This window comes from Nonomuraea sp. NPDC048881 (genome assembly GCF_040649795.1).
Classification (GTDB): domain Bacteria; phylum Actinomycetota; class Actinomycetes; order Streptosporangiales; family Streptosporangiaceae; genus Nonomuraea.
On record NZ_JBEZGC010000021.1, the window covers coordinates 60,917 to 74,258 of the forward strand.

At 72.6% G+C, this 13,342-nt stretch carries 11 protein-coding genes; 8 read left to right on the forward strand and 3 right to left on the reverse strand.

From position 1 onward, the window contains the following. Positions 1–11: 11 nt before the first annotated feature. The 7 genes from tatA (at position 12) to AB0C33_RS43345 (ending at position 8,283) form a co-directional block, all read left to right on the forward strand. Complete coding sequence (tatA, locus tag AB0C33_RS43315; protein WP_358299048.1) at positions 12–362, forward strand: Sec-independent protein translocase subunit TatA; 351 nt, start codon at positions 12–14, stop codon at positions 360–362. 32 nt (positions 363–394) lie between these two features. Continuing rightward, positions 395–1,276 carry a twin-arginine translocase subunit TatC gene (gene tatC, locus AB0C33_RS43320; RefSeq protein WP_358299050.1) on the forward strand — a complete coding sequence of 294 codons (882 nt, stop codon included), beginning with the start codon at positions 395–397 and terminating at the stop codon, positions 1,274–1,276. Positions 1,277–1,292: 16 nt separating this feature from the next. Then, the gene (locus tag AB0C33_RS43325; protein ID WP_352364096.1) at positions 1,293–2,177 is read left to right on the forward strand and encodes a YegS/Rv2252/BmrU family lipid kinase; all 885 of its coding nucleotides are present in this window, start codon (positions 1,293–1,295) and stop codon (positions 2,175–2,177) included. Positions 2,178–2,256: 79 nt separating this feature from the next. Further along, on the forward strand, positions 2,257–4,983 hold the full coding sequence (locus AB0C33_RS43330) for a DEAD/DEAH box helicase (RefSeq protein ID WP_358299052.1): 2,727 nt from the start codon (positions 2,257–2,259) through the stop codon (positions 4,981–4,983). Between the two features lie 574 nt (positions 4,984–5,557). After that, entirely contained in the window at positions 5,558–7,207 is a 1,650-nt protein-coding gene (locus AB0C33_RS43335) for an ABC transporter ATP-binding protein (RefSeq protein WP_358299054.1), read from the forward strand. Between the two features lie 128 nt (positions 7,208–7,335). After that, positions 7,336–7,914 (forward strand): helix-turn-helix domain-containing protein, encoded by a 579-nt coding sequence (locus AB0C33_RS43340; protein ID WP_358299056.1) that lies wholly within the window; start codon positions 7,336–7,338, stop codon positions 7,912–7,914. A gap of 198 nt (positions 7,915–8,112) precedes the next feature. Then, positions 8,113–8,283 (forward strand): hypothetical protein, encoded by a 171-nt coding sequence (locus tag AB0C33_RS43345; protein WP_358299058.1) that lies wholly within the window; start codon positions 8,113–8,115, stop codon positions 8,281–8,283. 117 nt (positions 8,284–8,400) lie between these two features. On the opposite strand, the gene AB0C33_RS43350 is transcribed toward AB0C33_RS43345, so the two are convergent. Both AB0C33_RS43350 and AB0C33_RS43355 read right to left on the reverse strand, forming a co-directional pair. Then, entirely contained in the window at positions 8,401–9,816 is a 1,416-nt protein-coding gene (locus tag AB0C33_RS43350) for an RNB domain-containing ribonuclease (RefSeq protein ID WP_358299252.1), read from the reverse strand. A gap of 36 nt (positions 9,817–9,852) precedes the next feature. Continuing rightward, positions 9,853–10,185: an STAS domain-containing protein gene (locus AB0C33_RS43355; protein ID WP_358299060.1), complete on the reverse strand. Its 333-nt coding sequence runs from the start codon at positions 10,183–10,185 to the stop codon at positions 9,853–9,855. A 270-nt stretch (positions 10,186–10,455) separates the two neighbouring features. Between AB0C33_RS43355 and AB0C33_RS43360 the strand changes: the two genes are divergently transcribed. Then, positions 10,456–12,546, forward strand: coding sequence for an alpha-galactosidase (locus AB0C33_RS43360; RefSeq protein ID WP_358299062.1), 2,091 nt, complete (start codon positions 10,456–10,458; stop codon positions 12,544–12,546). A 171-nt stretch (positions 12,547–12,717) separates the two neighbouring features. Here AB0C33_RS43360 and AB0C33_RS43365 read toward each other — a convergent pair whose 3' ends face one another. Then, positions 12,718–13,116, reverse strand: a complete 399-nt coding sequence (locus AB0C33_RS43365) for a DUF3592 domain-containing protein (protein ID WP_357977393.1) — start codon at positions 13,114–13,116, stop codon at positions 12,718–12,720. Between the last annotated feature and the right edge of the window lie 226 nt (positions 13,117–13,342).

Sequence of the window (13,342 nt, forward strand, 5' to 3'; positions counted from 1 at the left end):
AAGGACGTTTCATGTCGAACCTTGGAGTTCCCGAGCTCCTGATCATCGCAGGCGTGCTCGTCCTGCTGTTCGGTGCCAAGAAGCTGCCCGACGTGGCCAGGGGCGTCGGCAGGTCGCTGCGCATCTTCAAGTCGGAGACCGCCAAGCTCCGCGATGACGACGACGACACGCCCCACACCACGGTCCAGGCGCAGCCGGCCCCGGCTCCGGCCCAGCAGGCCGCACCGCAGCCGATCACCCCCGCTCCCGCCCCGGCCCCCGCCGCCGCCCCGGCGCTCTCGGCCGAGGAGCAGGCCCGCCAGCTCGAGGAGCAGGCCGCCCGCCTGCGCGCCAGCGCCGCCCAGGCCGACAAGCAAGGCTGACCCCCCTTCCTCCTTCACCCCTGGACGTGCGAATGGCGCTGCTCAAACGGTCGAGAGATTCCGGATCGGCCCCCGACCCCGAGGGCCGGATGCCGCTCATGGAGCACCTGCGCGAACTGCGCAACAGGCTGCTCATCTCGGTTCTCGCGGTGGTCGTGGGCATCGTCGTCGGCTGGATGCTGTTCGACCCGGTGTGGGAGGCGCTGCGCGCGCCCTACTGCGAGACGGTGCAGTCGCGCCAGCTCAACGGTCACTGCAGCCTGGTCTACAACGGCATCTTCCAGTCCTTCTTCATCACCCTGAAGGTCTCGGCGATGGTGGGCGTCGTGGTGGCCTCACCGGTCTGGCTCTACCAGATCTGGGCCTTCGTCACCCCGGCCCTCTACCGCAACGAGAAGCGCTACTCGATCGCCTTCCTCGGCCTGGCCGTCCCGCTGTTCGTGTTCGGCGCGGGCCTGGCCTACGTCATCATGGACACCAGCCTCGGCATCCTGCTGAGCTTCTCGCTTGAAGACACCGTCGCGACGATCTCGATCGACGAGTACCTCGACTACGTCCTGATCATGTTGATGATCTTCGGCGTGTCGTTCGAGCTGCCGCTGCTGCTGGTCTTCCTCAACGTCATCGGCGTCCTGTCCCACGCGACCGTGAAGAAGCACCGGCGTACGGTGATCTTCGCGATGTTCGTGTTCGGGGCGGTCATCACCCCCGGTGGCGACCCGCTCACCATGATGGCGCTGGCCGCGCCGATGATCATCCTGTACTTCCTCGCCGAGCTCTTCATGTACGTGCGGGAGCGCCGCAGGCCCGCGGGCGAGGACTTCTCACACCTGTCCGACGACGAGGCCTCGCCGCTGGCGGACGCCCCGGCCGACGCCGCGTCCGACGCCGAGGATTCCGACGGCGCCCGATAGGCGATAGGTTCCGGGCGTGGCCCCCCAAATCGCCCTGCTCGTCAACCCCGCCGCACGCGGCGGGCGCACCCTGCGACTGCTCGAACCCGTCGCCCGCCGGCTGCGGGCCGGCGGCGCCGAGCTGTCGGTGATCGTCGGCGCCGACGCCGCCGACGCCCTCGAACGTGCCTGCACCGCCGTCGCCGAGCGCCCCGACGCGCTGGTCGCCTTCGGCGGCGACGGGCTGGTCCACCTCGCCGTCCAGGCCGTGGCGGGCACCGACGTGCCGCTCGGCATCATCCCGGCCGGCACCGGCAACGACTTCGCCGCCGCCCTGGGGCTGGCGCGCGACCCGCTGGCCGCGGCCAGGACCGTGCTGCGGATGCGGGCCCGGCCGGTCGACGCGGCCCGCGTACGGGCCGGGGAGTCGGAGGAGCTGTTCGCCGGGGTGCTCTGCTGCGGCTTCGACTCACGCGTCAACGAACGCGCCAACCGGCGCACCTGGCCGCCCGGCAAGGGCCGCTACCTGGTGGCGGTGGCCGAGGAGCTGCGCGCCTTCCGGCCCATCCCGTTCCGGGTCACCCTCGACGACGGGGAGGTGGTCGAGCAGGAGGCCATGATGGTCGCCGTGGCCAACACCCGCTCCTACGGGGCCGGCATGCGCGTGTGCCCCGACGCCTCGCCCGACGACGGCCTGCTCGACGTGATGATGGTCGGCGCGGTGTCCAAGGGCGAGTTCCTGCGCGTCTTCCCGGGCGTCTACCGGGGCACCCACGTGGGGCACCCGGCGGTGTCGGTGCGGCGGGCCCGCCGGGTCACGCTGGAGGCGGCCGACGTGGTGGCCTACGCCGACGGCGAGCGCGTGGGGCCGGTGCCGGTCAGCTGCGAGATCCAGCCCGGCGCGCTGCGTGTGATCACTTGATCCACGACGCGAAGGCTGTTCGCCGCGGGCCGAGTCCGCCGGGACGGACCGGAATGGCGATTTCGGTAGGCTGACGGGTATGACAACGCCAGCGGAACGCTACGCGGCCTTCCGTCAGAAGCACGGAGACGACGGAGGGGCGCTGAGATCGTTCCGCGGTCTCTACGACTTCGAGCTCGACGACTTCCAGCTCGACGCCTGCCGGGCCCTGGAGGCGGGCGACGGCGTCCTGGTGGCCGCGCCCACCGGGTCGGGCAAGACGGTCGTCGGCGAGTTCGCCGTCCACCTGGCCCTGGAGCAGGGCCGCAAGTGCTTCTACACCACCCCCATCAAGGCGCTGTCCAACCAGAAGTACAACGACCTGGTCAAGCGCTACGGCACGGCCAAGGTCGGCCTGCTGACGGGCGACAACAGCGTCAACGGCGAGGCCCCCATCGTGGTCATGACCACCGAGGTGCTGCGCAACATGCTCTACGCCGGCTCGGCCACCCTGGCCGGGCTGGGCTTCGCCGTCATGGACGAGGTCCACTACCTCGCCGACCGCTTCCGCGGCGCGGTGTGGGAAGAGGTCATCATCCATCTGCCGGAGTCGGTGCGCCTGGTGGCGCTGTCGGCCACGGTCAGCAACGCCGAGGAGTTCGGCGAGTGGCTGGGCGAGGTGCGCGGCGACACCACGGTCATCGTCGACGAGCACCGGCCGGTGCCGCTGTGGCAGCACATGATGGTCGGCAACCGCGTCTACGACATGTTCATGACCGACGACCTGACGCCGCGCATCAACCCCGCGCTGATGCGGGTGACGCGCGACGCCGAGCGGCTGATGGCCGGGCGGCGCGGGCGCGGCGGCTACGGCAAGGTCCACCGCTCGCGCCCGCCCGACCGCGTCCAGGTGATCGAGAAGCTCGACTCCGAGGGGCTGCTCCCGGCGATCACGTTCATCTTCTCGCGGGCCGGCTGCCAGGCGGCCGTGCAGCAGTGCCTCTACGCCGGCATCCGGCTGACCACCGACCGCGAGCGCCACGAGATCAGGCAGCTCGTCGACGAGCGCACCGCCCACCTGCCCGACGAGGACCTGGCCGTGCTGGGCTACCTGGAGTGGCGCGACTGCCTGGAGCGCGGCCTGGCCGCCCATCACGCGGGCATGCTGCCGGCCTTCAAGGAGGTCGTCGAGGAGCTGTTCACCCGGGGCCTGGTCAAGGCCGTCTTCGCCACCGAGACGCTGGCGCTCGGCATCAACATGCCCGCGCGCAGCGTGGTGATCGAGAAGCTCGACAAGTGGAACGGCGAGACCCACGCCGACCTCACCCCGGGCGAGTACACCCAGCTCACCGGGCGGGCCGGGCGGCGCGGCATCGACGTCGAGGGGCACGCGGTGGTGCTGTGGCAGCCGGGCATGGACCCGCTGTCGGTGGCCGGGCTGGCCGGCACTCGCACCTACCCGCTGCGCTCCAGCTTCCAGCCGTCCTACAACATGGCCGTCAACCTGGTGGGTCAGTTCGGCCGCGAGCGCGCCCGCACGCTGCTGGAGGAGTCCTTCGCGCAGTTCCAGGCCGACCGGGCGGTCGTGGGCCTGGCCAAGCAGCTGCGCAAGCACGAGGAGGCCCTGGAGGGCTACCAGGAGGCCATGACGTGCCACCTGGGCGACTTCCCCGAGTACGCCGCGCTGCGCAGGCGTCTGTCGGACCGTGAGGCCGAGCTGTCCAAGCAGCGCGGCGCGGCCCGGCGGGCGGCCGCCGTGCGCTCGCTGGAGGCGCTGCAGCCGGGCGACGTGATCCGGGTGCCGGGCGGGCGCCGGGCGGGCCTGGCGATCGTGCTCGACCCCGGGCGCAACCCGCGCGGCCACGGCCCGAGCCCGCTGGTGCTGACCATCGGCAAGCAGGTCAAGAAGCTCGACCCGGCCGACTTCCCGGTCCCGGTCGAGCCGCTGGAGAAGCTGCGCATCCCGAAGAACTTCAACGGCCGCTCGCCGAAGGAGCGCGCCAACCTCGTCTCCACCCTGCTGGCCAAGATCGGCGACCGCGACCTCGGCAAGCCGGCCAGGGCGCGCGACCACTCGGTCGACGACGACGAGGTCAACGAGCTGCGCCGGAGCATCCGCCAGCACCCCTGCCACGGCTGCGACGAGCGGGAGGACCACGCCCGCTGGGCCGAGCGCTACTACAAGCTGCAGCGCGAGACCGAGGGGCTGCGCCGCCGCGTCGAGGGCCGCTCCCACGTCATCTCCCGCACCTTCGACCGCATCTGCTCGGTGCTGGAGCAGCTGGGCTACCTCGACGGCGAGGCCGTCACCGACGAGGGCCGCCGCCTGGGCCGCCTCTACACCGAGCTCGACCTGCTGACCGCCGAGTGCCTGCGCGGCGGCCTGTGGGAGGAGCTCGAACCGGCCGAGCTGGCCGCGTGCGTGTCGGCGCTGGTGTTCGAGTCGCGGCAGTCCGACGACGCGCGCCGTCCCAAGATCCCGGCCGGGCGGGCCGAGGACGCGCTGTCGTCGATGATCCGGCTGTGGGGCGAGCTGGAGGGCATCGAGTCCGACCACGGGCTGTCCACCATCCGTGAGCCCGATCTGGGGTTCGCGTGGGCGGCGTTCCGGTGGGCCAAGGGCCACAGCCTCGACGCGGTGCTGCTGGAGGGCGTGGCCGGCAACGAGCTGGCGGCCGGCGACTTCGTGCGGTGGATCAAGCAGCTGATGGACCTGCTCGGCCAGCTCGGCAACGCGGCTCCCGAGGGCAGCAAGATCAAGCAGACCGCCGGCAAGGCGATGGACGCCATGCGACGCGGCGTCGTTGCGTACTCGTCGCTCACCTGAGGACTCATCTTGAGGGCTCACCTGAGCCGCGGGAATGTCCGCGAAGGGCGGGCGGATCCGGCCGGATCCGCCCGCCCTTCGGGTTTTCCGATTAGGTGAGAACCAGTTCTGAGTAGCATCTTTGGGCGTTCCGTTACCGCTATCAGCGGATTTCGCGATTTACGGCTCATTTAAGTGGTCGGCAGCAGTGCCTTTGTGGCCGGGATTCACCGGTCAATTCTCCCTTTAAGTCCGAACTTCTGGTGATTTGCGGCGAATTCGTGGGTATCGTCCCATTTGTCGAATGGAACAGCCATACGGGGGAGGAAAACATGGCTAACAACCAGCTGACCCAGCCCGGCTTCCAGGAGTCCTGGCGCTGCCGCCGTCGCCGGTGGTACCGCCGTCGCTGCTGCTACCGCAGGTGGTGGGGCTGGGGGTGGTAGAGCAACCCCGTGAGAGCCGGCGGCCCAGCCGCCGGCTCTCCCTTACGCTCTCCGGCCGTGAACTCGCTCCTGCCGTTTCCATCCGTCGAACCTTTCGCGAGTTCTGGCCGGACACCAAAGGTCTGCGCCGGTTCTTCGCGTGTGGCGTGGTGTTCGCCGTCCTTGCAGCACTCTGCGAGGTCGCCGCGATCCGCCTGTTCGGGCACATCACGGACGACGTGCTCGCCACTCGCGATCTGGACGCCTTCTGGGCGCCCGCCTTCACCTGGCTCGGGCTCGCCGCCTTCGCCGGGCTGACGTCCTTCGTCGGGACGTACGCCACGGCCTACGGCGCGGAACGTTTCCTGCTCGCCCTGCGCGACCGCGTGTTCGCGCACATCCAGACCCTGTCGCCGGACTTCTCGGAGAACCGGCGGCTCGGTGACCTCATGGCCCGGCTGACCGACGACATCCAGGCCATCGAGGAACTGGTCGGCTCCGGCCTGGTCAAACTGTTCACCACCGCGGCCAGCGTGGTGTTCTTCGCCGGCGCCGCCTTCCTCATCCGCTGGGACCTCGCCCTCGTCACGATGGCGCTGATCCCGGCGTTCCTGGTCGTCTCGAAGCTGTTCGCGGCCAGGTTCAGGACGGCGGCGGCGCGCGAGCGGCTCAGCAACGGCGCCATGAACAGCGTGCTGGAGGAGGGCCTGGCCAACCAGGCGCTCGTCCAGGCCTACAACCGGCAGGGGGCCGAGTCCGGGCGCCTGCACGGCGAGGGCCGCCGCTGGCTGCGCGCCAACCTGTCCCAGGCCTGGCTGTCGGGGCTCTACCAGCCCGTCGTCCAGGTCATCGAGACGGTCTGCCTGATCGTCATCATCGGGTTCGGCGCCTGGGAGATCGTCTCCGGACGGCTCACCCTGGGCGGCCTGCTCGCCTTCGCCGCCTACCTGGCGATGCTCTACCCGGCCGTGCAGAGCCTGGGGGAGCTCGCGCTGACGGTGTCGGAGGCGGCGGCGGGATCCGACCGGGTGATCGAGGTCCTGCACGTCCGGCCCCTCGTCACCGACCCCGAGGGGGCGGTGGCGCTGCCCGGCCGGGCCGAGGGACGGGTGGAGTTCGACGGCGTCGGCTTCACCTATCCGGGACGCACCCGACCAGCCGTGCGCGATGTGTCGTTCACCGCCGGGCCCGGCGAGCTCATCGTCTGCACCGGGCCCAGCGGGAGCGGCAAGTCGACGCTGGCCAAGCTGCTGCTGCGGTTCTACGACCCGGAACGCGGGCGCATCCTGCTCGACGGCCGCGACATCAGGGGCCTGACGCGGGAGTCGCTGCGTGCCAACGTGGCGATCCTGCACCAGGAGACGCTGCTGTTCTCGGGGTCCGTACGCGACAACATCGCCTACGGCCGGCCGGGCGCCTCGCTCGACGAGGTGATCAGGGCGGCCGAGGCGGCGGGCGTGCACGACTTCGTCAAGCTGCTGCCCCAGGGGTACGACACCCCGGTCGGGCAGCGGGGCCGGCTGCTGTCCGGCGGCCAGCGGCAGCGGATCGGGATCGCCAGGGCCATCCTGCGCGACGCGCCCGTCCTGGTGCTCGACGAGCCGATGACCGGGCTGGACGACGCCACCGTCGCCCAGGTCATGAAGCCGCTGCGGCGGCTGATGGCCGGGCGCACGACCATCCTCATCACCCACGACCTGCGTCACGTGCCCGAGGGCGCGCGAGCCGTGGAGCTGGAGCCGGTGCCCCGCGAGGAGCGCATCCGGCTCAAGCGCGTCGGCTCGTTCGGCCTCAGGCCGCGGCTGACGACGCCGCCCTGAGCGGCGGGTGCGACAGGTCCCACGCGGCCGCCCCTCCTGGCTCCGGCCAGGGCGGGCGGCCGCGCCACGCCGGGCTACCGCCCGGTAGAATCGGAGCCCTCCCTCCGCTTGCCGAAGGCAGGTTCCCCATGGGCGACCACAGCTCCGCCCGGCCGTTACGCGCCGACGCCCGCCGCAACCGCGAGCGGGTGCTGCAGATCGCGCAGGAGGCGCTGGCCGCCGACGGGCTGACCATCTCCCTCGACGAGATCGCCCGCCGCGCCGGGTTCGGGGTCGGCACCGTTCACCGGCACTTCCCCACCGAGGAGGCGCTGCTGGAGGCCGTGCTGCTGGGGCGGGCCGAACGTTTCGTGGCCGACGCCCGCGCGTTGGCCACCGCCGAGGACGCCGGGCGGGCCTTCTTCGGCTGGTTCTGCCGGGTCGCCGAGCAGGCCGCGGCCCACCAGGCGCTGTGCGACCTGCTGGCCGGCGGCGCGGGGCAGACACTGCGGCCCGGCGCGGCGCTGGAGGCCGACCTGGCCGACGCGGTCGGGCGGCTGCTGGCCCGCGCGCAGCGCGCCGGGGCCGTGCGCCGTGATCTCTCTGCCGACGACGTCCGTGACCTGCTGCGCGGGGCCCTGGCGGCCGAACGCCACGCGCGGGGCAGGGGCGCGGCCGGGCGGATGGCGGCCGTGATGTGCGACGGCATGCGCGCCACAGCCGACTGACCGGCCGCCCGTCCCGCCGCACATCCCAGCGGCCACAGCCGACTGACCGGCCGGTCAAGGGGGTGTCGTCATATGGCTACAGATCGTCACCCTCGGGGCAGTTTCTCCGCCGAATCCGGCGGACATCCCCAAGACGTAGGAAAGGGATCCCCCTTCAGGCCCATCGGGCCGGGGTCCGGTCAGCTCGGGAGGTAACCCGTGTTCGCTCTCATCGCCGCCCTGTTCTTCCTGCTCGCCCTGATCTTCGACATCGCCGGCGCCGCCGTCGGCAACGTGCTCACCGCGGGCACGCTCACCACGGCCGGGCTGCTGTGCGTCGCCCTCCACCTGCTGGGGGTCGGCGCGGGATGGTCGCCGCTCAAGCGGTGAGGGCAGGTCCACCGGGGGCCGCGCGCCAGGTCGTCGAGCGCGCGGCCCTCGCCGTGCCCGTCGGCGCCCGGCGGCACGGCCCTCGCCGTGCGTGCGGGCACCGGCCCCGCGGGGGCTTCAGGCCAAGGTGAAGCGGACCTCGCGGGTGGCCGGGTCGGCCTGCGTCAGGCGGACGGTGACCCGCTCGCCCAGCGGCAGGACGCCGTCGCAGCGGGCGATCACGGCCGGCTCGACGAGCTGCACCTGGCCGCCGCCGCGGCGCTCGTCCACGTCGATCACCATCGCCTCGAACGACTGGCCGATCCGCTCCCGCAGCAGGAACGCCTCCACCAGGTCCACGCAGGCCCGGTCGACCGCCCCCGCGCGGCGGCCGGTCGCCGACATGATGTCGGGCAGCAGCGGCAGCGCGGCCCGTACCTCGGCGGGCACCGGCTCGCCCGCCGCGACCGCCAGGCACACCTCGGTCGCGTACCGGTCCACCAGACGCCGCAGCGGCGCCGTGACGTGCGCGTACGGCGCCGCCACCGCCGCGTGCTCGGCCAGCTTGGGCGGCGCGCCGTCGAAGGCCGCGTACCCGGCGCCGCGCAGCAGCACCTTCGACTCCTGCAGGAACGCCGCCTGCTGCGGGTTCTTCGGGTCGAGGTCGTGCACGACCTCCCCGTAACCGGCGCCCTCGGGCCACGGCACGCCGAGCGCCTGCGCGACCCTGCGCACCTTGGCCAGGTCGTCCGGCTGCGCCGCGGGCAGCACACGCAGGATGCCGACCTCGGCGTCCAGCATCATGGAGGCGGCGGCCATGCCGGTCAGCAGCGAGATCTGGGCGTTCCACGCCTCGGCGGGCAGCGGCACGCGGAACTCCAGCCGGTAGCCGCCGTCGGCGTCCCGGACGACCTCCTGCTCGGGCGTGGGCAGGGTGACGCCGCCACGCGCCCGCTCCAGCCCCAGCCGCAGCGCGCCGATCTCGGCCAGCAGGCTCAGGGTGCCGTCGGCGGTGCCGGTGTCCACGGCCGCCTGCACGTAGGCGTAGTCGAGCCGTTCGCGGCTGCGCACCCGGGCGCGCTGCACGTCCGCGCCGACGATCCGGCCCTCGGCGTCGAGGTCGACGCGCCAGACCGCGGCCGGACGGATCGCGCCCGGCAGCAGGCTCGCCGCGCCCTCCGACAGCACCTTGGGATGCAGCGGCACCCTGCCCACCGGCAGGTACACCGTCTCACCTCTGGTCCGGGCCTCGACGTCGATCGGGCCGCCCGGCCGGACGAAGGCCCCGACGTCGGCGATGGCGTACCAGACGCGGTAGCCGTCGCGCAGCCGTTCCAGGTGCAGGGCCTGGTCGAGGTCCATCGAGCCCGGCGGGTCGATGGTCACGAACGGCACGTCGGTCAGGTCTTTGGCGTCAAGCCTGGGCACCTGCGCCACCCAGTCGGCCTCGTCGAGCACGTCCTGGGGGAACCCGGCGGGCAGCCGCTGCTCGCGCAGCACGCGGTCGAACCCGTCCTCCAGCCTGGCGGGGATCGGGCCAGGAACCTGAATCATCGACACGCCCACAACCTACTCAAGGCGGGCGTACCGTCACGACTGGGGCGTCAGGTGGGCGTCGAGGCCGGTGATGCGCAGCAGGCGCTTCATGTTGGGCGGGACGTTGGCCAGCCGCAGGCTGGTGTGCCGGCGGGCGGCCTGGTTGTGCAGGGAGACCAGGATGCCGAGCCCGGCCGCGTCGATGAAGGACAGGCCGCCCACCTCGATCACCACCGACATGTCCGGCCGCCGCGCCCGCCCGGCCTCCTCCAGCACGCCGAGCAGGTGGCCGCGGACGGCCTCGGTGGTGGCGATGTCGAGCTCGCCGCTCAGGGAGACGGTCACGGTCGTGTCGTGGCGGCTGGTGGTCAGGTGAAGAGAATCCATGTCGGCTCCCCGCTGTTGGTCCGGGCGGAGGAAGGTGGTGCTGACTACGGGGACCCGCCCCTGGCCGAAGGCGCCGGATGCGATGATCGTCACGCAGCGCTACGGTCTGTTTCCGAAGAGGAGTGTACATGCCCTCCTGTCCGGGCTCGCGGAGCAGGCCCCCTCCGTGCGAAGAGCCCGCGGCGACCGGCGCCACGGGCGTTGCGGGCGGGGGCGTACTGCCCGGTAACGTCTCGTTCCACCTGATCTACTGACATAGAGGAGCGTGACGTGCCCCCCGTCATCCTTTCCGCCGCCGGTTCGGCCCTGGTGCTCGACGACTCCGGCCCCGGACTGCCGCGGGTGCGGCACTACGGCGCCGACCTCGGGGCGGTCGCCGGAGCCGACCTGGCGCCCGCCCTGCTGTCGCTGACCCCCGCGCCGGCGCTGCTGCCCGGCCAGGACGAGTCCTGGTTCGGCCGGCCGGGTCTGTCCGGTGACCGGGCCGGTGAGCACTGGCCGGTGCGCTGGAGCGCCGAGAGCGTCGAGACGGCGGCCGAGCCGGGCGCGGGCGGCCGCGTCACCGTCGCCGCCGTGGACGCCGAGGCGGAGTTGCGGCTGCTCAGCGAGCTGGTGATGGACGCCTCCGGCGTCGTCATGATGCGGCACACGGTGACCAACACCGCCGCCTCGCCGTACCGGCTGCAGGGGTTGACGTGCGCGCTGCCGCTGCCCGCCAGGGCCGGGGAGCTGCTGGACTTCACCGGACGGTGGGCGCTGGAGAAGGTGCCGCAGCGCAGGGAGTTCGGGCAGGGGGTGTGGTCGCGGGAGAGCCGCCGCGGCCGAACCGGGCACGACGCGACCGGCCTGCTCGTGGCCGGCACGTCCGGTTTCGGGTTCCGCTCCGGCGAGGTGTGGGCCGTGCACGCCGGCTGGAGCGGCGGCCACGTCCACTACGCCGAACGGCTCGTCGAGGGGCAGGCCGTGCTGGCCGCCGGCGAACTGCTCGAACCCGGCGAGATCACCCTCGCCCAGGACGGCGCCTACACCACCCCGTGGGTCTACTTCACCTGGTCCGGCAGCGGCCTGGACGAGGCCGCCGGCCGCCTGCACGACCACCTGCGCGCCGCCCGGCCGCTCCCGGTCCGCCCGGTCACCCTGAACAACTGGGAGGCCACCTACTTCGACCACGGCCTCGACCGGCTGCGCGAGCTGGCCGACAAGGCGGCCGCCGCCGGCGTCGAACGGTTCGTGCTCGACGACGGCTGGTTCCGCCACCGCCGCCACGACCGCGCCGGGCTCGGCGACTGGTACGTCGACGAGGACGTGTGGCCCGGCGGCCTGCACCCGCTGGCCGAGCACGTACGCGAGCTGGGCCTGCAGTTCGGCCTGTGGTTCGAGCCCGAGATGGTCAACCCCGACTCCGACCTGGCCCGCGCCCACCCCGACTGGATCCTCGCCCGCGCCGCCCGTCCGCCCGCGCTCTGGCGCAACCAGCAGGTGCTCGACCTGGCCCGGCCCGAGGTCTACGACTACCTCCTCGACCGCCTGGACACGCTGACCCGCGAGTACGCGCTGGACTACATCAAGTGGGACCACAACCGCGACCTGGCCGAGCCCGTCCACGACGGGACGCCCGGCGTGCACGCGCAGACGGCCGCGGTCTACCGGCTGATCGACGAGCTGCGCCGCCGCCACCCCGGGCTGGAGATCGAGTCGTGCTCGTCGGGCGGCGCGCGCATCGACTACGGCGTCCTGGCCCGCACCGACCGCGTGTGGGCCTCCGACAGCAACGACGCCCTCGACCGGCAGGCCATCCAGCGCTGGACCGGGCTGCTGGTGCCGCCGGACCGCATGGGCTGCCACGTCGGCGCGCCCCACGACCACATCACCGGCCGCGCGCTGCCGCTCGCCTTCCGGGCGGCGACCGCGATGTTCGGCCACATGGGCGTGGAGTGGGACCTGACCTCGGCGAGTCCGCAGGAACTGGAGGAGCTGGGCGTCTGGATCGCGCTGCACAAGCGGCTGCGGCCGGTGCTGCACGCCGGGCGGGTCGTGCGGGCCGACCATCCCGACCCCTCGACGCTGGTGCACGGGGTCGTGCTGCCCGAACGGGCCGTGTTCGCCTGCGTCCAGCTCACCAGCCGCGTCACCGTCAGCCCCGAACCGTTGCGGCTGCCGGGGCTCGACCCGGCCGCGCTGTACGAGGTGCGCGCCGCCGGGCCGCTGCCGGAGGGTGCGGGGCTGCCGCAGTGGGTGTTCGCGCCGGCCCGGCTGCCGGGGGCGGCGCTGGCCGAGCTGGGGCTGCCGGGGCCCGCGATGCGTCCGGCCTCGGCGCTGGTCTTCGAGGTCGAACGGGTGGCAGGGGGCCGGCAGAGGTAGCCGCTCGATCGCGGGGCCCAGCCGCCCGCTTCCGTTGCCTGAGGACCACTCCCGGTCGCGCGGTCCTCAGGCCGGGAGGCCGGGTCCCGTGGGGGGGCTCGGTGGTGTGCTCAGCGGGGCAGCCGATGGCGTGGCTGGTGGCGCGGTCTGCGGGGCGGTCAGTGGGGGCGGTCAGTGGGTGGCCGGGCGCCAGGGGGCGTCGGCGGGGGAGGGGCGCCAGGCTGCCCAGTCGATGCGGACCCGGTCCGGCCGGGCCGGGTCCACCTTCACGGGCAGCACCGCGCCCGGGACCACCAGGCCCATGGGGATGCGCGGCAGCGTCTGGCGGTGGGCGACCCGGTAGGCGGGGCCCTCGTGCGGCTGCACCACCAGCCCGAAGCTGACGACGGGCTGGTCGTTGACGGACATGTGGGTGTCGGCCATCGACTCCACCACGGCCTGCGCGGGAATCCCGGTCGCCAGGAGTCGCTGGCCGTTCCTCGCCATGATCAGGAACGGCACGCCGACCGCGGCCGTGATCAGCGTCGTCCCGGCGGTGATCGCCACAGCCAGCAAGATTCCCGTGGTCACTGTGCTTCCCCAGTTCTGTCCTCCGCCCGGCGTCCGGGCGGCTCGTTCCGTCTGATCTCGAAGGACTTTCTAGCCGGGACGGCTTGACCGCCGCTTGATCGCCGGTTGCAAGATCCCGGCGTCGACCTGGTTTATTTCACAGGTAAAACACCTGGTAACCTTTTGGGGATGACCAGTGCGCTCCGATCCCGTGCCCGATCCCGTGCCCGATCCCTGCTGACCCCTG